Here is an 18835-nt window from a genome sequence, read left to right as displayed (position 1 = left end):
TCAGCCCTGTCGGAGCAGCCAGACCAGCAGCGCCTTCTGCGCGTGCAGGCGGTTCTCGGCTTCGTCCCACACCACGCTCTGCGGGCCGTCGATCACATCGGAGTCCACCTCATAGCCGCGATCGGCCGGGAGGCAGTGGATGAAGATCGCATCCGGGTCGGCGATCTGCATGGTCTCGGGGGTGACCTTGTATCCGCCGAGGTCTCGGATGCGTGCGAGCTTCTCCTCCTCCTTGCCCATCGACACCCAGGTGTCGGTGACGACGACGTCCGCACCTGCGGCAGCCTCGTTCGGGTCGGTGTAGAGGGTGATGGACCCGCCGGTCTCCGCCGCACGGCGATCGGCCGCCTCGATCACGTCGGCACGCGGCGCGTAGTCGTCCGGGGACGCGATGCGCACGTGCATGCCCGCGGTGACGCCGGCGAGGGCGTACGAGTGCGCCATGTTGCTCTGCCCGTCGCCGAAGAACGTGAGCGTGAGCCCCTTCAGGTCGCCCTTGTGCTCGCGGATCGTGAGCAGGTCGGCCAGCAGCTGGCACGGGTGGAAGTCGTCGGACAGCGCGTTGACGACCGGGACGCGGGTACCGGCGGCCATCTCCTCGAGCCCGGCCTGCGCGTAGGTGCGCCACACGATCGCCGCGACCTGGCGCTCGAGCACTCGAGCGGTGTCCGACGGGGTCTCCTTGCCGCCGAGCTGGCTGCTGGCGGTGCTGATGATCAACGGTGAGCCGCCGAGGTCGGCGATGCCCACCGCGAACGACACCCGCGTGCGGGTCGAGGACTTGTCGAAGATCACGGCGACGGTCTGCGGGCCGGCGAGCGACTTGTCGGCCCAGCGGTCCTTCTTCAACTCGACCGCGAGATCGAGGATCTCGGCCTGCTCCGCGGGAGTCAGGTCGTCATCGCGCAGCAGGTGACGGGTCATGCGGAAACCCCTTCGGTCTCGGATGCCGCGAGCGACGCCTGCACATCGGCGAGCGAGGCGGCGAACAGCGTCTGGAATTCTTCGATCTCGGCATCCCCGATCGTGAGCGCCGGTGCGATCCGGATCGTCTCCGGGTTCGCGGCGTTGACGATCAGGCCGCGCTGCTGGGCCGCGGCGACGACTTCTCCTGCGACCGGTGCAGACAGCGCAACGCCGATCAGGAGTCCCTTGCCGCGGGTCCCGATGACCAGTGGCGAATCGATCGCGTCGATGACCGACCGCAACTGGGCGCCGCGTGCGGCAGCGTTCTCGACGAGCCCTGCGCGCTCGATCTCGGCGAGCACGGCATCCGCGACCGCCGTGCCCAGCGGGTTGCCGCCGAACGTCGAGCCGTGCGAACCGGGCGTGAACAGCGAGCTCGCCGCGCCGAACGTGACGAGCGCGCCGATCGGGAACCCGCCGCCGATGCCCTTGGCGAGCGTGATGGCGTCGGGGGTGATGCCGTCGTGGCTGAATCCGAACCAGGCACCGGTGCGTCCGGCGCCGGTCTGGATCTCGTCGACGATCAGCAGGGCGCCGTATGCGAGCGTCAGCGAACGTGCAGCCGCGAGGTAGCCCTCGGGCAGTTCGACGACACCGGCCTCGCCCTGGATCGGCTCCACGATGACGGCCGCCACGTGGTCATCCATCGCCGCTTCGAGCGCCTCGATGGTGGCCGGGATGTGCTCGACGCCGCCGGGCATGGGCTCGAACGGGGCGCGCATGCTGGGCTTCGCCGTCATCGCGAGCGATCCCATCGTGCGGCCGTGGAACGCGTTCTCGAGAGCGATGATCCGCGGGCGCTCTGCGCCGCCGTGCAGACGGGCGAGCTTGAACGCGGCCTCGTTCGCCTCGGCGCCGGAGTTCGAGAAGAACACGCGTCCGTCGATGCCGGCACCGGCCAGCCGCTTCAGTCGAGCGGCGAGAGCCAGCTGCGGGGGCGTCGCGAAGTAATTCGACACGTGCGCCAGGGTCGCGGCCTGCCGGGAGATCGCCTCGACGAACACCGGGTGCGCGTGGCCGAGCGACGTCACCGCGATGCCGGCGAGGAAGTCGAGGTAGCGCTTGTCATCGCCGTCGTACAGGTACGAGCCCTCACCGCGGGTCAGCAGCTCCAGCCGGTCCCCCGCGTTGAGCACCAGATCGCGCGCGGCGTCCTCCTGCCAGACGGTCATGCGTTCTTCTTCTCTCCCAGGACGACTTCGGTCCCGATTCCCTTGCTGGTGAACAGTTCGACGAGCACCGAGTGCGGCACCCGTCCGTCGATGATTGCCGCGGCGTCGACGCCCTTCTCCACCGCATCCAGGCATGCTCGCATCTTCGGGATCATGCCCGATTCGAGCGAGGGCAGCATCTCGACGAGATCCCCGGAAGTGATGTGCGACACGAGCGAGTCCCGGTTCGGCCAGTCGGCGTAGAGGCCGGGCACATCGGTGAGGATCACGAGCTTGCGCGCTCCGAGAGCGGTCGCCAGGGCGGATGCCGCGGCATCCGCGTTGACGTTCAGCGACTGACCTGGATGATCGAGGTCGGGAGCGATGCTGGACACCACGGGGACCCGCCCTGCCGCCAGGTGGTCGAGGACCGGCGTGGGATCGACCTGGACGACGTCGCCGACGCGACCGAGATCCACCTCCTCGCCGTCGATCACGACGCCGCGACGACGTCCGCCGAACAGGCCGGCGTCCTCACCGCTCAGGCCGGTGGCGATCGGTCCGTGCGAGTTGATCTTGGCGACCAGCTGAGGATTCACCTGCCCCGTCAGCACCATCCGCACGACGCTGATCGCCTCGGTGTTGGTGACGCGGTAGCCGCCCTTGAACTCGCTGGGGATCTCGAGCCGGTCGAGCATGTGGGAGATCTGCGGCCCACCGCCGTGCACGACGACCGGCAGCACGCCGACATAGCGGAGGTAGGCGATGTCCTGCGCGAAGGCGTCCTGGAGCTCGTCCGAGACCATGGCGTTGCCGCCGTACTTGACGACGACGATCTGGTCGCGGAACTTCTTCAGCCACGGCAGCGACTCGATGAGTGTCGATGCCTTCTCGGCGGCGACGTCCGGCGTGGTGTCCTGGAGGTCGGTCATGAGGAGTACGCGCTGTTCTCGTGGACGTAGTCGTGCGTGAGGTCGTTGGTGAGGATCGTGGCCTCGGCATCGCCGACCTTCAGGTCGATGAGCACGTCGGTCGCCCGCGGCGCGAGATCGACGTCCTCCCGAGGGCGGTCAGGGCCGCCCTGGGTGCACACCCGCACGCCGTTCATCCACACGTCGACGTCGTACGGATCGAACTGCGCGTTCGTCGTGCCGATCGCCGCGAGCACGCGGCCCCAGTTCGGGTCGTTGCCGAAGATGGCGGCTTTGAAGAGGTTGTTGCGCGCCACGGAGCGGCCGACCTCGACGGCATCCTGCTCGGTCGCCGCGTTCGTCACGCGGATCGTGATGTCGTGGCTGGCGCCCTCGGCGTCGCCCTGGAGCTTGACGGCGAGCTCCTGGCAGAGCTCGCGCAGCGCGGCTGAGAAGTCCGCGAGGTCCGGCTTCACGCCGCTCGCAGCGTTGGCGAGGAGCGTGACCTGGTCGTTGGTCGACATGCACCCGTCCGAATCGAGACGGTCGAACGTCCTGCCCGTCGCCGCCCGCAGAGCGGTGTCGGCCTCGAGTGCCTCCAGATCGGCATCCGTGGTGATCACGACAAGCATCGTGGCCAGCCCCGGCGCGAGCATGCCCGCCCCCTTGGCCATGCCGCCGATCGTCCAGCCGTCGCGCGAGATCACGGCGGTCTTCGCGACCGTGTCGGTGGTCATGATCGCCTGGGCTGCGCTGTCGCCGCCGTCTGCCGAGAGTTCGGCGATGGCCTGCTCGGTCCCCGCGAGGACGCGGGAGCGGAAGGTCTCGTCTCCGGTGCCGATGAGCCCGGTGGAGCACACCAGCACGTCGCCGGCGCTGATGTCGAGCAGTTCAGCCGCCTTCTCGGCAGTCTGGTGGGTCGTCTGGAATCCGAAGGCACCGGTGAAACAGTTCGCACCGCCGGAGTTGAGGACCACGGCCTCGACGACACGATCCTGGATGACCTGCTGCGACCAGATGATGGGGTTGGCCTTGGCGCGGTTGCTCGTGAAGACGGCAGCACCGACCTTGCGCGGGCCGCGGTTCACGACGACGGCGACGTCCGGCTTGCCGGTCGACTTCAGGCCTGCGGCGACTCCGGCCGCCTCGAATCCTGCGGGGGCGGTGACGCTCACGGGGCGACTCCGTTCACGGTGAGGGCGCGGGCTTCGGGCAGCCCGAGCGCGATGTTCATGGATTGGATAGCGGCGCCCGCGGTGCCCTTGACGAGATTGTCGACCGCGGTGACGACGGTGACGCGGTTCGCGGCGCGGTCGATCGCGAGACCGATGAGCGCGGTGTTGGCGCCCAGCACGTCAGCGGTGCGGGGGAACTGCCCTTCGGGCAGCAGCTGGACGAACGTCTCATCGCCGTAGGCGCTCTCCCAGGCATCCCGGATCTGCGCATCCGTGACGTCGCCGGCGATCGGAGCGGTCGAGGTCGCCAGGATGCCGCGCGACATCGGGACCAGCACGGGCGTGAAGGAGATCCGCGGGTCGATCGCGCCTGCCTCCCCCGCTCGCTGAGCCTGTCGAAGCGCCTGCTGGATCTCGGGGATGTGCCGGTGGGTGCCGCCGACCGCGTAGGGATTGGCGGTTCCGAGGATCTCGCTGCCGAGAAGGTTGGTCTTGAGGCTCTTTCCGGCGCCGGAGGGACCGACGGCCAGGACCGAGACGATGTCGGACGCGTCGATGACGCCGGCTGCCACACCGGGGACCAGGCTGAGGCTCACGGTGGAGGCGTTGCATCCGGGTGCCGCGATCCGAGTGGCACCGCGCAGATGCTCGCGCTGCTTCGTACCGCCGACCAGGAGCTCGGGGACGCCGTACGTCCACGCGTCGTGGAAGTGGCCGCCGTAGAAGGCATCCCACGAGCTCTTCGAGGTCAGACGGTGGTCGGCGCCGGCGTCGATGACGAGCGGCACCTCGCCAAGGGCATCCGTGTACTGACCGGACTGACCGTGCGGCAGAGCGAGGAATACGATGTCGTGCCCGGAGAGGATCTCAGGAGTCGTGTCCTGCAGTTCGAGATGCGCGAGCGAGCGCAGGTGCGGCTGGTGCTGGATCAGCGGCTGCCCCGCGTTGGAATGCGCGGTGACGGTGCGGATGTCGATGTCGGGATGATCGGCCAGCAGGCGCAGGATCTCGCCTCCCGCATAGCCGGATGCGCCGGAGACGGCGACGGAATACGTCATGGTTCCACCTTAACGGTCGGGATGGTCGTCGACGGAGGCGGCGACGCTCACGCCAGTGCCGGTGCAGGCAGAAACGCGAGGTCGCCTAGAGTCGGCGGTCGTCGCGGCGTCGGCGCACCGGAGCGACGCTCGGGAGGAGCGTCAGCGAAGCGGGTGCGACCGAAGGCATGCCGTGACGATATCGCCCGCGGCGAGTCGGGCGCAAATCCGGGACCTCACGCGGGTCATCGGGCGTGCTGGGCCTGCAGGAAGACGAGGATCGCGCGCACTCTGCGATTCTCGTCGGCAGGACACAGTCCGAGGCCGGCGAAGATGTTGCCGATGTGCTTGCGGATCGCCGCGTCGCTCAGGAACAGCGTCGAGGCGATCTCGGCGTTCGATGCGCCATCCGCCATCAGCGCGAGCACCTCGCGCTCGCGCGGCGTGAGCGCGTCGAGAGGACCGGCGGCATCCGAGCGCAGGAGATGCCGGGTGACCTCGGGGTCGATGACCGTTCCCCCGGAGGCGACGGCGGCGAGCGCGCGGTCGAAATCGCTCACCCGGTTCACGCGCTCCTTCAGCAGATAGCCCACCGCCGCCTCGGGGAGCAGAAGAAGATCTCGTGCATAGCGCTCGGCGACGTATTGCGACAGGACGAGCACGGGCTGCATCGGCCGGTGCCGCCGAATGCTCAGCGCCGCACGCAACCCGTCATCGGTGCCGTCGGGGGGCATGCGCACGTCAGTGACGACGATGTCCGGCGGCACGGACTGCGCCGCATACGCGCGCAGCAGTCCGGGCGCATCGACGGCGGTGGCGACGATCTCGTGGCCGAGCCGCTCCAGCAGGGCGCACAGCGCCTCCCGGAGAAGCGTGGCATCATCCGCGAGCAGTATGCGCATCCGCATGTCCTTCCGGAACACGCGGCGCCCGGTCGGCGGGGAGCGCCAGCGACATCGACAGGACGGTCGGTCCGCCTGCCGGGCTCGAGATCGACAGCGTCCCGCCGATCGCCTCGGCGCGTCCGGCGAGTCCCCGCAGTCCCGTGCCGCGCTCGGGGTCGGCACCACCGTGTCCGTCATCGGTCACACGGATGACGGCGGTGTCGTGCTCGGCGTCGAGGTCCACCAGGATCCGGGAGGCGGAGGTGTGCTTCACGGCGTTCGTCATCGCCTCCGTCACCAGGAAATAGCCGGCCGCCCCCGCGGCGGGATCCAGCCGCGGCATCCCGTTGTCATGGATCCGCAGTGGGAGGCTGCTCCGGCCCGCGAGTTCGCTCAATGCCGCCGCCAATCCATGGTCCGTGAGAATCGCGGGATGGATGCCCCGCACCGTCGAGCGCAGCGATGCCAGAGCGCGCTCGGTCTGGTCCTGCGCCGCGCGCAGCGCGTCTTCAGCCGAATCCGCATCGCCGGTGGCGAGTTCGAGTTCGAGGATGCCGAGGCGGGCGGCGATGCCGACCAGTTCCTGCTGCACGCCGTCGTGCAGATCCCGTTCGATGCGGCGCCGCTCGGCCTCGTGCGCGGAGACGATCGCCGCACGCGAGTGCGTGAGTTGCGCCACGCGCCGATCGATCTCCGCGGAGCGCGGCGCGATCAACCAGCCGATGACGCCGGCGTGCACCGCGGTGAACGCCGCATTGAGATACGCGGCGAGCGCGAGCACGAGCGGGAGCGCGAGGAGTCCGTGCCACCAGTTCTCCGAGCTCACCGTGACCCGCACGTCGGCGAAGAGGTTCACCTCTGCCGGCGGCTGCGTCAGAGCGGTGACCGCCAATGCGATCGGCAGGCCGACCGCGATGCACTGGGCCAGGAGCAGGCAGAACCCGAGCAGTCCGAGCAGGATGCCCAGCAGCAGCGCGGACACCTCGCGCCAGGTCGTGGGTTCGGTGAGCCGCACTCCGAGCCAGTTGTGGCGTTCCTCGCGCGGGACTCTGACGTGCCCGCTCGCGCGGGCCGGCGCTCCGACGATGCGCAGCCGTCGACGCTCGATGACGCCGAAGAGGATCCCCCAGAGCGGGAGGATCACCACGGTGGCGACCACCGGCAGGATCAGGACGATGCCGAGGACCGCGCTGATCACGACCGAGAGCAGCGCGAGCCACGGCCAGCGCGACAGGAGGAACCGTGGGGGCGCCAGCATCAGCCCCTGCCAGATCGTCTCGGTGCGCACGTGCTCAGCCTATGCACGCGTCATCCGGCGACCGGCATCCGGCGCACGAAGGTAGCGCCAGGTCCACCCCGATGGGAGCGTGCGGACGGGTGCACGCCGTGCCGGTCGGAGCTGGACTGGATGCATGACTGATCCTGCCCTCGTCCCCATGGCGCCGATGCTCATCGCACGCGGCGTCGAGAAGAGCTACCCCGTGCGCAGGGCGTCGCCGGTCACGGTGCTGCGCGGCATCGACGTCCTGGTGCGGCGGGGCGAGATGCTCAGCATCGTCGGACCGAGCGGCTCTGGGAAGTCCACGCTGCTGTACTGTCTCGCGGGTCTCGAACGCGTGGACTCCGGTGAGATCTCCCTCGGCGGCACCCGCGTGGACGCGCTCTCCCAGAGCCGGCTGGCGAAGCTGCGACGCGACCGGCTGGGATTCGTGTTCCAGAGCTACAACCTCATCCCTTCGTTGAGCGCGGGTGAGAACGTCGCGCTGCCCGCCCGCCTGCGCGGGTGCCGTGCACCGGACGCCGCAGCGGCGCTGGCGGCCGTCGGACTCTCCGGTCACGCGCACAAGCGGCCGGGCGAGCTCTCCGGAGGGCAGCAGCAGCGGGTCGCGATCGCTCGTGTGCTCGCCGCCCGTCCGGAGGTCGTGTTCGCGGACGAACCGACCGGCGCTCTCGACACGACCACTGGAGCGCAGATCCTGGACCTGCTGCGAGCCCACGCATCCGGTGATCGCAGCGTCGTGCTGGTGACGCATGACCTGGATGCAGCAGCGCGCGCGGACCGGACGCTGGTGCTCCGGGACGGCGCGGTCGTCGCCGAACTGACCCGTCCGTCTGCCGGAGGCATCCTCGCCGCTCTGCACGGGGCCGCACCGAGCGGAGCTGTCGCGTGATCCGGCTGATCCTCGCCGAGCTGCGCCACGGGTGGACCACCTGGATCGGCCTCGTCCTCGTGGCCGCGATCGCGGCTCTGTCGTTCGCGACCGGGATCGCGATGCTGGAGACCGGTCTGGACGTCGGCGGCGAGATCCTGGATGCGTCGATCAGTTTCCTGTCGATCCTGCTGCTGCTCAGCATCCCCGCCGGAGCGATCGTGGTCGCCGCCGTCGCGCGCCTCGCGATCGATCTGCATCGACCGGCATACGCGCGCTGGCTGCTGTCCGGGGTCGGCCCGGGCCAGGCGACCGTCGTGGTGCTCGCCCAGCTGGTGTGCGCCGGGCTGGTGGCGGGCTGCCTCGGCTTCGTGATCTCGATCCCGGTCGTGCCGGTCTTCCTGCATGCCGTGTTCGAGACCGACTCGTCGTGGTGGTCGAGTGCGACGGTCCGCCCCGGCGCCTTCACCGCGATGGTCGTGGTGCCGCTCACGCTCGCGGTGACGCTTGTCGGCGGCCTGCGTGCGGCCGTGTCCGCCGGGCGGACGCCGCCGCTGAGCGCACTGCGGGAGCCGGCTCCGGAGTCCAAGCACATGAGCTGGTGGCGCTGGATCCTCTGCATCGTGGTGCTGCTCGCAGCGGGCGTCGGCGGCGCCATGGCACCGTTCCGCGCGGACGAGCGCAGCACCGCGATATCGCAGTTCCCGCTGCTGCCGGCGTACCTCACCGCCATCGTCGCGACCGTCGCACCGGTGCTGTCCCCCGCCGTGCTGCGTGCGTGGACGGCGATCATCCCGCCGCGCACCTCGACCACCTGGTTCCTCGCTCGGAATCAGGCGCGCTATCACCTCGGGCGCAGCACGGCTTCGGTGACGCCGCTGTTCGTCGGGACAGCGCTGCTCGGCGGGCTGATGACCATGGCGGCGACCACCGGAACGGCCATGACGGACGCCGGGATGCCGGGGAACTTCGACCTCGGCATCCTCCAGGTGATGCTCCTGATCGGCGGACCAGTCGCACTCGGTGCCACGGGCGCAGCCGTGGTGCTGTTCATGAGCAACCGGACGCAGGGGGCCGAGCAGTCGCTGCTGCGCGCCAGCGGCGCGACCCGCGGCGTCGTGGTCGCGGCGGCGCTGTGGCAGGCCGTGATCCATGTCGTGACCGCCGCACTGCTCGCGGCCATCGTCATCGTCGGCACCGCGCTGATCAGCGGCGCCGCCCTGAACCGGTTCCTCCCCGCCGACCCCGTCTACGACCTCGGTGCCGCTGCTGCGCTCGTCGCGGTCGGACTCGTGCTCACGGCATCCGCCACCGTCCTGCCCACGCTGCTCCGGCTTCGAGAGCCGCTCGCCCGACGTCTCGCCGCCGAGTGACCGGCGTCGTCACACCGCCAGCGGTGTGCGCACGGCAGCGTCCAGAGGAGCGGCGAAGAACTGCAGCTCCAGGGCGCTGGATCTCTCGAACGCGCGGAACATCCGCGCCCTCGTCTCGGAGTCGGATGCCGCGGCTGTCTGCGTGACGTACGCGATCGCCTTCGCCGTCGCCTCCTCGAAAGAAGGATCCGCATAGGTGGCGAGCCAGGAGGCGTACGGATGCCGCGGGTCGCGCGCGTACTCGCCGAACTCCCCCGCGTGCAGGCGCGCGCCCAGGTCGGTGTACAGCCAGTAGCACGGCAGGATCGCGGCGATCAGCTCGGCGTAGTCGCCGCCGAACCCGGTCGAGCGCAGATGATCCAGGTACGCGCTCGTCGTGGCGGACGGGTCGGCGCGGAACGTGTCAGTCGACACGCCGTGCTCCGGCGTCAGCCACGACGCATGCAGTTCGAGCTCGCCGACGATCGATCCCTGCGCCCCGCCGGCCCAGAACGCCTGTTCCTCGGACGTCGGCGCGAGCCTGGCCGCTTCGGCGAGCACCCGCGCATACTCGCGCAGATACAGGGCGTCCTGGCCGAGGTAGAACACGAACGGTTCGCGTTCCAGCGTGCCGTCGGCCAGTCCACGGATGAACTCGAGCTCGTCGATGCCGTCGCGGATGCCGCGGATGCGGTCCCACCAGTCATCGGCGATCTCGGCGGCCGACGGACGGGTGTCGAGGCCGCCTCGGTCCCACAGCCCCGCGAAGTGACTGATCGGGCCGTGCCCTCGGCCGACGCGCAGGGCGCCGCTCGCCCGAAGGGACTCGCGCAACCAGGCACGAGCAGCCGCGACCGCGTGCTCGGGGTCGTCCCCGCGAGCGAGGCGCGTGGCGATCGCCGACGACAGCGAGCACCCGGTGCCGTGCGTGTTCGCCGTCGCGATGCGCGTGCCGGTGAACTCGTGGCGCGTGCGCTGCGCCGCATTCACGAGGGCATCCGGCGCGTCGTCGCCCGAGAGGTGCCCGCCCTTGACGAGCACCGCGGCCGCGATCTGCGCCGACAGTGACTCCGCTGCGGCGAGCGCATCGGTCCAGCCGTCGATCGTGCGCCCCGCCAGCACCGCCAGCTCGGCGAGGTTCGGCGTCACGACGTCGGCCCTCGTCAGGAGTGCTCGCAGCGCGTCTTCGGCGTCCGCATCGAGCAGACGGTCACCGCTGGTGGCCACCATCACCGGATCCACGACGACGATCGGCGGACGCTCGGCGTCGAGCCAGGCGGTCACGGTGCGGATCACGTCCGCGTTCGCCAGCATCCCGATCTTCACCGCATCGATCACGATGTCCTCGGAGAGCGCATCGAGCTGAGACTGCAGGAAGACGGGCGGTGGCACATGCACGGCGCGGACGCCCCGGGTGTTCTGCGCCGTCAGCGCGGTGATGACCGCCATCCCGTAACCGCCGTTCGCGGCGATCGATTTCAGGTCCGCCTGGATGCCGGCGCCTCCGGACGGGTCGCTGCCCGCGATGCTGAGCACGCGAGGCGTCGACCGGGCGCGCCATCGGCGCAGGAACTCGGTCGCCGCCGCACGCGGATCGACCGCTGCGCACAGCGCGGAGACGACCGCGATGCCGGCTGCCCCTGCGTCCCTGAGCGCGGCGGCATCCTCGAGGGCGATGCCGCCGATCGCCACGCACGGCAGCGGGCTGGCCGCGGCGAACCTCCGGAACCCGTCGATCCCGAGCGCCGGCGGGTGATCCGGCTTCGTGGTGGTCGGGCGGATCACGCCGACCCCCAGATAGTCCACCGTGCCGTCGGGCAGTGCGAGCACCGCATCCAGATGCGCGGGGCTGTTCGCCGTCAGACCGATCAGAGCGTCCGGCCCGAGAACCTCACGGGCACGGAGCACGGACGCGTCGCCCTGGCCGAGATGCACCCCGTCCACGCGCGCGCCCAGCGCACGCGCGGCGAGCGCGGCGTCGAGTCGGTCGTTCACGACGAGCAGTGCCCGGCCGTCGATCACGGTCGACAGCTCGACGAGCTGCGCGGTGATCTCGGCATCCGTCGCCGCTTTGTCCCGGAGCTGGACGATGCGCACGCCGCCGTCCACCGCCTGCCGTACCGTTTCGACGACACCGCGGTCTCCGCACAGCGCCGCATCGGTGACGAGGTAGAGCGAGAGATCCGCGGTCATCGGGTCACCTCCTCGATGCGTGCGGCCGCAGCGAGGTCGCCGGGCTGAACGGCGGCGAGCGCGTCCAGCAGCGCCACGGCGAAGCTTCCTGGGCCGGTGGAGACGGATGCCGCCCGTTCTGCCGCGATCGTATAGACCAGACTCGCCGCGGCGACCGCGGTCAGCGCATCGGCCCCTGTCGCTCGCGCAGTCCCGAGGAACGCCGCCATCACCGCGCCCAGCGCGCAGCCGCCACCGGTGACACGGGTGAGCAGCTCGTCGCCGTTCGAAATGCGGATGACGCGGCGGCCGTCGGTGATCAGATCCACCGGCCCGGAGACGGCGACGACGCTGCCGTGGCGCTGCGCGAGCGAGAACGCCGCGTCGGCCGCGGCATCCGTCGTGTCCGTGGTGTCTACGCCGCGGCCACCGGTGCTGGCGCCTGCGAGGGCGAGGATCTCAGAGGCGTTGCCGCGGATCGCGGCAGGTCGCAGCGAAACGAGCTCGTGCGCGAGGGCGGTGCGCACCGGCAGCGCACCGATGGCGACGGGGTCGAGCACCCACGGCGTCCCGGCCGCGGCGGCCCCGGCGACCGCTTCGCGGCTCGCCGCGCGCTGCTCGGGTCGCGGCGTGCCGAGATTGATGAGCACGCCGGAGGCGATGGAGGCGAACGTCTCGGACTCGCCGACGATGTCGACCATCGCCGGGGCTGCGCCGAGCGCGAGCAGGACGTTGGCGGTGAAGCCGGTGACCACCGCGTTCGTGATGCACTGGGTCAATGGAGGCGCGGCGCGCAGCTCCGCCAGCAGGGTCGCGGCCTCGGAGACGAGGTCGGTATCGGAAACTGGACGCAGAAGATCGCTCATCGCGACATCCCTTCGCTAGTACGAACTAGATCAGGTTCGACGGGTCTGTTCTCAGCCGCGGTCGCGGCACCCCGTGTCACTGCCTCGCAGTCTATTGGTTCTTCTGGCCCGCCCAGGGCATCGGACGCTCCGGCCCCCGACTGCTGTCGTTCGGCAGGTGCGGAAGCTGCTCGCCGCCGGCGCGGATGCACAGCCAGCGCAGCTCGCCGTCGCTGTCCGGTCGCGCACGCCAGGTGCGCCACACGTTCTGAGCGACGCGGATCACCGTACCGGCCTCGACGTCGACGACGTCCTCGTCCAGACCCATCTGTCCGTGGCCGGCGAGGAACACGTACAGCTCCTCGACATGGGAGTGGGTGTGCCAGTAGCCCGCTTCCTCTCCCGGCAGCAACGCGTTGGCGGTCATACCGATGTACTGCATCGTCAGTTCGTGATCGACGACCCGGCGCCCGTCCCTCGAGCGAGACGGGTCGAAGCCGCCGAAGTGCTCGCGCCAGGCGTCCGGCGCTCCGATGCTGATGACTTCGTAGTCGCTCATGCGCTGATCTCTCCGTTCGGCGGGTTGTCGGTATGGCCGATGACGATGCGGTGGGTCCAGCTCTCACCCGTCCGCTCGTACACGATGCGCGTGTGCCTGCGATCGACCGCGCCCTGCCAGAATTCCACACGCTCGGGGACCACGCGCCAGAGCACCCACTCCCCCGGCCCGATGCCCGCACGGGCGGACGGCGAACGCGCCGCGAGATCCGCCGCGCTCTCTTCGGCATCCGCCTCGACGATGCGTCCGCGCACCCGCACCGCGCGCATGACCGGCTGCCACCAGAAGTTCAGGGCGGCCGCGGGGTGGAGCGACAGCTGCTCGCCCTTGCGCGACGCCCGTGAGCCGGCGAACGCCCAGCCCCGACGATCGACGTCCTTGATGATCAGCGTCCGCGCGTCGGGAATGCCGTCTGCGGCGACCGTCGCGAGTGTCATGGCGAGCGGCTCGGGGACACCGGCCTCGATCGCGGCGCTGAGCCACTCGAGAAAGAGCCGTTCGGGGACGTCCGGCAGCGCGGAGGGGTCGAGCGCCGGCGGCGTGCCGGTGAGCGTCGGTTGGGAGCGCAGCCATTCGGCCGAGGAGGCGGTCATACGACCATCCTGGCGGCTCCCGCGCGCCCTGGCCAGGATCAGGGCGTCCGGGACGCGGACAGGGCCGCTACACGCGTCGCGGCTTCCGCCAGACGGGTTGCGAACGCGGGATCGGATGCCGAGCGCGCAGCGAGCGCGTCGATGATCCGCGTCGCCGTATCCGGGCTCGAGCCCGCGATCGTCAGCACCATGTCCGCACCCGCGTCGACGGCCATGACGGCGTTCGTGACCGGATCCGCGTAGGCCGGATCTCCGGAGGACAGCAGCATCCCGAGATCGTCGGTGACGGCGACGCCCGTGAACCCGAGTTCGTCTCGGAGGATCCCGTACCACTCCGGTGACAGCGTCGCCGGACGGTCCGACACCGAGGTGAACCTCAGGTGCCCCATCATGACGAGCTCTGCGCCGGCGTCGATCCCGGCCTGGAACGGCAGCGCATCGACCGCTCGCCACTCGTCCAGCGACAGGCCGGTCGTGGGGATGGCATGGTGCGAATCGCCCTCAGCCGCTCCGTGTCCGGGAAAGTGCTTGAGAGTCGTCGCGACCAGCCCCTTCTCCCCGGTGACGACCGCGGCGACCCGCTCGGCGACCGCCCGCGGATCGGTCCCGTACGACCTCCGGAAGATGAAAGACCCGTCGGAGCGCGGCACGTCGGCGACGACGCCGAAGTTGATGTCGATGCCGCCCTGATCGAGCAGTTGACCGCGCGCCGAGAACGCGGCCTGCGCGGCCACAGCATCCTCGTCCTTCAGCGTCCGTGCGGAAGGCAGATCGTCCCACGGCAGCCGGGCGACGTCGCCGCCCTCCTCATCCGTCGCGATGAGCGCATCGGGGGATGCCGCGTGCACGGCATCCGTCAGCGATCGCAGCTGCTCTGGCGAGGCGGGGATGTTGTTCCCCATCAGGATCAGTCCGCGCGGCCCGCCTGCGACGTAGGCGGCGAGGGCGGAGGGGTCCGTACCATCGGCGTAGCCCATGGTGACGAGGGCCGCCTGTTCTCGAAGAGGCATCTCCGCGACGCGTTCGGCCGCGAGCTGGATCTCGGTCTTCGGAGTGGGCGTAGGGGTCGGGGTCGGTGTCGCCGAGGGCGCGGGCGACGCGCTCTCCAGGGTGCTCGCGCCCGGCGCGCACGCCACGAGGCCGAAGCCCAGCGACAGGAGCACCGCGGCGCACCGCAGGCGCCGCTGCGAGATCGTCATGCTTCCATCCTGACGCACTCCTCACTCGAGCGGGTGGGCACCGTCCTCTTGCTCGTCGAGCGAGCCGAAACGCGTTCGCCCGCGCCTCTCGCTCGTTGAGCGACACTTCGACTCGCTCCGCTCGCTCAGTGCAGGTCTCCGCGAATCGAAACGCCGTCGCGGTCGAAGAGCTTCAGCCCCTCAGCGCGTTTCGACTCGGGCGGCTCCGCCGTCCTCGCTCAACGAACGAGAAAGGACGGCGAACGAAAGCGGCGCGACAAGGGTGGGTCACTCCCGCAGCGTCGCTCCGAAGCGCTCGGTCGCGACGGCGACGCCGGCGAGCTTCGCCTCCGTCGCCTCGGCAGCGGTCAGCGTCCGATCCGGCGCACGGAAGCGCAGCGCGAACGTCAGGCTCTTCGCGCCATCCGGAAGGCCGTCGCCACGGTAGTCGTCGACGAGCCGCAGCGACTCGAGCAGCTCACCGGCGCCCTCGACGAGCGCCTCGCGCAGATCGCCGGCGGCGAGGGCCGCCGGCACGACCAGCGACACGTCCTGCGTCGCTGCGGGGAACGTCGACAGGCTCTCGGCCACCACGCGGTGGCCGGCGAGCTCGAGGATGCCGTCGAGATCCAGCTCGAGCACGACAGCGCGCCCGGGGAGATCCGCGTCGGATGCGACGTCAGGGTGCAGTTCGCCCACATAGCCGACCTCGGCCCCGCGCACGCTGAGCACTCCGGTGCGCCCCGGGTGAAGCGCCGCCCGCTGCCCCTGGACGACGTCGATCTCGGTGCCCGCGGCCGCGGCGATGACGTGGACGACATCCAGTGCATCGCTCAGGCCGTACGCCTCGGCGGCGCGGCCCGGCTGGCGCGGCGTCGCGTTACCCGTGAACAGGGCTGCGATGTGGCGGCGCTGCGGCGGGATCGACGCGTTCAGCGCGGCGAGCGTCTCGTCCGACGGACGCGCACCGAGCGGCGGAACCTCGTCCGTGCCGTACACGACACCGGCCTCAGGGAGGAAGACGACGCCCGTCTCGAAGATCGCGATGTCGGTCAGGCCGCGGGCGATGTTGCGATGCGCCGTCTGCAGAAGTCCGGGGATGAGCGAGCGACGCAGGAACGGAGCCTGTCCGTCGAGGGGATTGGCCAGACGGATGCTGGGGAGGTGCTCCCCCGTCGTTGACCCGTGCAGATCGTTGTGCGCCTCGGTCGTGAACGGGAATGCCGGCGTCTCGACGAGGCCGGCGGCAGCCAGCGCGTTCGCGACACGACGACGGCCGAGCTGCATCGCGGTCAGCCCACGCCCGGACGGCGGCGTCGGCAGCACCGAGGGGATGCGGTCGAGACCGTGGATGCGGGCGACCTCCTCGGCGAGCGTCCACTTGTCCGTGAGGTCGGGCCGCCAGCTCGGCGGGATGACGAACCAGCCGTCCGACGTCTCGGTGACCTCGGCGCCGATCATCTCGAGGGCATCGACGATCTCGGCATCCTCGTAGTCCACGCCGATCAGGCCGGGAACGAACTCGGCCGGGAGGTCGATGCCTGCGATCTCCACCTCGGAGTACAGCGCGCCGCCGATCTCGTCCAGCGTGCCGCCGGCGAGCTCGACCATGAGGTCGGCGACGCGGCGGGCGGCGACGAACGGGATGAGCGGGTCGACACCGCGCTCGAAGCGCTTGGACGCCTCGCTGGGCAGCTTGTGCCGGCGGGCGGTGCGGGCGATCGACACCGAGTCGAAGTTCGCGGCCTCGATCAGCACATTGCGAGTGGCATCCGACATCTCGGTCGTTCCGCCGCCCATGACGCCGGCGAGACCGATCGGCCCCGAGTCGTCGGTGATGAGCAGGTCTTCGACGTGCAGAGCGCGCTCCTGGCCGTCCAGGGTCGTCATCGTCTCGCCCTGCTGCGCACGGCGCACCGTGATGCCGCCGGACAGCTTGTCCAGGTCGTAGCCGTGGATCGGGTTGCCGAGCTCGAGCATGACGTAATTCGTGATGTCGATCAGCACACCGAGCGAGCGGATGCCGGCGAGAGCCAGGCGCGAGACCATCCACGGCGGAGTCGGACGCGTCGGGTCCACGTCGCGAACCACGCGCACGACGAACTCCTGCACGGCCGGCGCTTCACGCAGCGGCTCGGCGGTGACGGCCAGCGGGAACCCGGTGCCGGGGGCGACGTCGTCCCATTCATGCTCGGCCGGGTCGCGGAAGTCGGCCCCTGTGGCGTGCGCGTACTCGCGCGCGACGCCACGGAGCGAGAACGCGTACCCGCGGTCCGGGGTGACGTTGATCTCGACGGCGACATCGTCCAGCCCCAGCAGAGCGAGGGCGTCGATGCCGACCTCGGGATCGAGACCCAGCGTGGACAGGACCAGGATGCCGTTGTGCTCGTCGCCCAGACCGAGCTCGCGGGCCGAGGCGATCATGCCGTCCGACACGTGCCCGTAGGTCTTGCGGGCCGCGATCGGGAACGGACCCGGGAGCACTGCGCCGGGCAGGGTCACCACGACCTTGTCGCCGACGGCGAAGTTGCTGGCACCGCACACGATTCCGCGGGCACCGCCGTTCGCTTCGCCGACATCGACCTGGCACCACCGGATGGTCTTGCCGTTGGACTGCGGCTCCTCCTCGAACGAGAGGACCTGCCCCACGACGACGGGGCCGGAGATCTCGAACCGGTGGATCTCCTCCTCCTCGAAGCCGACGGCCACGAGCGCCGCGAAGACGTCCTCGGGGGTGGCATCCGCAGCCACATCGACGTACTCACGCAACCACGAAAGCGGGACGCGCATCACACCACCATCCCGAACTGCTCGCTGAAGCGGACATCGCCCTCGGCCATGTCGCGCATGTCCTTCACATCGCTGCGGAACATCAGGCCCCGCTCGATCCCCATCCCGAACGCGAACCCGCTGTACTCCTCGGGGTCGATACCCGCGGCGCGCAGCACGTTCGGGTTGACCATGCCGCAGCCGCCCCACTCGATCCAGCGCGCGCCGCCCTTGAACGTCGGGTGCCACAGGTCGAGCTCGGCAGAGGGCTCGGTGAACGGGAAGTAGTTGGTGCGGAAGCGCGTCTTCGCCTCCGGTCCGAACAGCTGGCGCGCGAAGTGGTCGAGCGTGCCCTTCAGGTGCGCCATCGTGATGCCCTTGTCGATGACGAGGCCCTCGAACTGGGTGAACACGGGCAGGTGGGTCGCGTCGAACTCGTCGGTGCGGTAAACGCGACCGGGGCACAGCACGTAGATCGGCACCTCGCGGTCGAGCATCGAGCGCACCTGGACGGGGCTCGTGTGCGTGCGCATCACGAGGTGGCGCGAGGTCGGGTCGACGTAGAAAGTGTCCTGCTCCTGACGAGCGGGGTGGTCGACGTCGAAGTTCAGGGCGTCGAAGTTGAACCACTCGTGTTCGAGCTCCGGCCCCTCCGCGATCTCCCAGCCCATCCCGACGAAGATGTCGCACACCTCGTCCTGGAGCAGGGTCAGCGGATGCCGCGCGCCGACGCGCGTGCGCGAGGACACCGCGGTGATGTCGACGCGCTCCGCCTCGAGGCGGGCGGCGGTCTCGGCCTCGGCGAGCTCGGTCTCCTTGGCTGCGAGCGCCTGGGTGACCCGGCCACGGCCCTGGCCGACGAGCTTGCCGAACGCCGCCTTGTGCTCGGGTGCCACCTGGCGCATCGAGGCGTTCAGGACCGCCAGCGGCGATCCCTCCCCCACGTGCGCGGCGCGCGCGGCCTTCAGCTCTGCGGTGCTGGCTGCGGCGCGGATCGCATCAAGCGCTGCTGCGACGGCGGTCTCCACCGCCTCGGGCGTGATCTCGGGTACGTCTGACACGAGAATCGAGTCTACCGGCGCGCGGTGGCCGC

Annotated in this window: 16 protein-coding genes and 1 riboswitch; of the genes, 2 read left to right on the top strand and 14 right to left on the bottom strand. The window is 70.3% G+C overall.

Features of this window, described 5'->3' with window-relative positions; translation table 11 throughout:
• From argF to M2317_RS11230, 7 genes are all read right to left on the bottom strand, one after another.
• Window positions 1-924 carry an ornithine carbamoyltransferase gene (gene argF / locus M2317_RS11260; RefSeq protein ID WP_429460194.1) on the bottom strand — a complete coding sequence of 308 codons (924 nt, stop codon included), beginning with the start codon at window positions 922-924 and terminating at the stop codon, window positions 1-3.
• On the bottom strand, window positions 921-2138 hold the full coding sequence (locus M2317_RS11255; RefSeq protein WP_429460192.1) for an acetylornithine transaminase: 1218 nt from the start codon (window positions 2136-2138) through the stop codon (window positions 921-923). Before M2317_RS11255 ends, argF begins: the two co-directional genes overlap by 4 nt.
• Window positions 2135-3049: an acetylglutamate kinase gene (gene argB / locus M2317_RS11250; RefSeq protein WP_429460190.1), complete on the bottom strand. Its 915-nt coding sequence runs from the start codon at window positions 3047-3049 to the stop codon at window positions 2135-2137. The genes M2317_RS11255 and argB overlap by 4 nt, the downstream gene beginning before the upstream one ends.
• Window positions 3046-4203 carry a bifunctional glutamate N-acetyltransferase/amino-acid acetyltransferase ArgJ gene (argJ, locus tag M2317_RS11245; RefSeq protein WP_429460188.1) on the bottom strand — a complete coding sequence of 386 codons (1158 nt, stop codon included), beginning with the start codon at window positions 4201-4203 and terminating at the stop codon, window positions 3046-3048. Before argJ ends, argB begins: the two co-directional genes overlap by 4 nt.
• Window positions 4200-5261 (bottom strand): N-acetyl-gamma-glutamyl-phosphate reductase, encoded by a 1062-nt coding sequence (gene argC, locus M2317_RS11240; RefSeq protein ID WP_429460186.1) that lies wholly within the window; start codon window positions 5259-5261, stop codon window positions 4200-4202. The genes argJ and argC overlap by 4 nt, the downstream gene beginning before the upstream one ends.
• Window positions 5262-5485: 224 nt before the next feature.
• Window positions 5486-6142, bottom strand: coding sequence for a response regulator (locus M2317_RS11235; protein WP_429460184.1), 657 nt, complete (start codon window positions 6140-6142; stop codon window positions 5486-5488).
• On the bottom strand, window positions 6120-7412 hold the full coding sequence (locus M2317_RS11230) for a histidine kinase (protein ID WP_429460183.1): 1293 nt from the start codon (window positions 7410-7412) through the stop codon (window positions 6120-6122). Before M2317_RS11230 ends, M2317_RS11235 begins: the two co-directional genes overlap by 23 nt.
• 124 nt (window positions 7413-7536) lie before the next feature.
• Here M2317_RS11230 and M2317_RS11225 point away from each other — a divergent pair, with 124 nt between their 5' ends.
• Window positions 7537-8295 carry an ABC transporter ATP-binding protein gene (locus M2317_RS11225; protein WP_429460181.1) on the top strand — a complete coding sequence of 253 codons (759 nt, stop codon included), beginning with the start codon at window positions 7537-7539 and terminating at the stop codon, window positions 8293-8295.
• Window positions 8292-9647 (top strand): hypothetical protein, encoded by a 1356-nt coding sequence (locus tag M2317_RS11220; protein ID WP_429460179.1) that lies wholly within the window; start codon window positions 8292-8294, stop codon window positions 9645-9647. The genes M2317_RS11225 and M2317_RS11220 overlap by 4 nt, the downstream gene beginning before the upstream one ends.
• Before the next feature lie 9 nt (window positions 9648-9656).
• On the opposite strand, the gene M2317_RS11215 is transcribed toward M2317_RS11220, so the two are convergent.
• From M2317_RS11215 to pheS, 7 genes are all read right to left on the bottom strand, one after another.
• Window positions 9657-11819, bottom strand: a complete 2163-nt coding sequence (locus tag M2317_RS11215; RefSeq protein ID WP_429460177.1) for a bifunctional hydroxymethylpyrimidine kinase/phosphomethylpyrimidine kinase — start codon at window positions 11817-11819, stop codon at window positions 9657-9659.
• Window positions 11816-12664 (bottom strand): hydroxyethylthiazole kinase, encoded by an 849-nt coding sequence (gene thiM, locus M2317_RS11210; RefSeq protein ID WP_429460176.1) that lies wholly within the window; start codon window positions 12662-12664, stop codon window positions 11816-11818. The genes M2317_RS11215 and thiM overlap by 4 nt, the downstream gene beginning before the upstream one ends.
• Window positions 12655-12748: riboswitch (TPP riboswitch) on the bottom strand. (Overlaps the previous gene by 10 nt.)
• Window positions 12749-12755: 7 nt before the next feature.
• A complete protein-coding gene (locus tag M2317_RS11205; RefSeq protein ID WP_429460174.1) occupies window positions 12756-13202 on the bottom strand; it encodes a cupin domain-containing protein in 447 nt (148 codons plus the stop codon).
• Entirely contained in the window at window positions 13199-13795 is a 597-nt protein-coding gene (locus M2317_RS11200) for a pyridoxine/pyridoxamine 5'-phosphate oxidase (RefSeq protein ID WP_429460172.1), read from the bottom strand. The genes M2317_RS11205 and M2317_RS11200 overlap by 4 nt, the downstream gene beginning before the upstream one ends.
• A gap of 38 nt (window positions 13796-13833) precedes the next feature.
• The gene (locus tag M2317_RS11195; RefSeq protein WP_429460170.1) at window positions 13834-14994 is read right to left on the bottom strand and encodes a glycoside hydrolase family 3 N-terminal domain-containing protein; all 1161 of its coding nucleotides are present in this window, start codon (window positions 14992-14994) and stop codon (window positions 13834-13836) included.
• 267 nt (window positions 14995-15261) lie between these two features.
• A complete protein-coding gene (gene pheT, locus M2317_RS11190) occupies window positions 15262-17763 on the bottom strand; it encodes a phenylalanine--tRNA ligase subunit beta (RefSeq protein ID WP_429460168.1) in 2502 nt (833 codons plus the stop codon).
• Entirely contained in the window at window positions 17763-18803 is a 1041-nt protein-coding gene (gene pheS / locus M2317_RS11185; protein ID WP_429460167.1) for a phenylalanine--tRNA ligase subunit alpha, read from the bottom strand. The genes pheT and pheS overlap by 1 nt, the downstream gene beginning before the upstream one ends.
• Window positions 18804-18835 lie beyond the last annotated feature (32 nt).

It is taken from the genome of Microbacterium sp. ZKA21, from assembly GCF_050434165.1.
GTDB lineage: Bacteria > Actinomycetota > Actinomycetes > Actinomycetales > Microbacteriaceae > Microbacterium.
The sequence above is the reverse complement of the archived record's forward strand: the minus strand, read 5'-3'. Positions and strand labels throughout refer to the sequence as shown.

Bases quoted from the DNA above. Each gene is read 5' to 3' on its own strand.
- argF (WP_429460194.1), bottom strand. From the start codon at position 924: ATGACCCGTCACCTGCTGCGCGATGACGACCTGACTCCCGCGGAGCAG.
- M2317_RS11255 (WP_429460192.1), bottom strand. From the start codon at position 2,138: ATGACCGTCTGGCAGGAGGACGCCGCGCGCGATCTGGTGCTCAACGCG.
- argB (WP_429460190.1), bottom strand. From the start codon at position 3,049: ATGACCGACCTCCAGGACACCACGCCGGACGTCGCCGCCGAGAAGGCA.
- argC (WP_429460186.1), bottom strand. From the start codon at position 5,261: ATGACGTATTCCGTCGCCGTCTCCGGCGCATCCGGCTATGCGGGAGGC.
- M2317_RS11235 (WP_429460184.1), bottom strand. From the start codon at position 6,142: ATGCGCATACTGCTCGCGGATGATGCCACGCTTCTCCGGGAGGCGCTG.
- M2317_RS11225 (WP_429460181.1), top strand. From the start codon at position 7,537: ATGACTGATCCTGCCCTCGTCCCCATGGCGCCGATGCTCATCGCACGC.
- M2317_RS11215 (WP_429460177.1), bottom strand. From the start codon at position 11,819: ATGACCGCGGATCTCTCGCTCTACCTCGTCACCGATGCGGCGCTGTGC.
- thiM (WP_429460176.1), bottom strand. From the start codon at position 12,664: ATGAGCGATCTTCTGCGTCCAGTTTCCGATACCGACCTCGTCTCCGAG.
- M2317_RS11205 (WP_429460174.1), bottom strand. From the start codon at position 13,202: ATGAGCGACTACGAAGTCATCAGCATCGGAGCGCCGGACGCCTGGCGC.
- M2317_RS11200 (WP_429460172.1), bottom strand. From the start codon at position 13,795: ATGACCGCCTCCTCGGCCGAATGGCTGCGCTCCCAACCGACGCTCACC.
- M2317_RS11195 (WP_429460170.1), bottom strand. From the start codon at position 14,994: ATGACGATCTCGCAGCGGCGCCTGCGGTGCGCCGCGGTGCTCCTGTCG.
- pheT (WP_429460168.1), bottom strand. From the start codon at position 17,763: ATGCGCGTCCCGCTTTCGTGGTTGCGTGAGTACGTCGATGTGGCTGCG.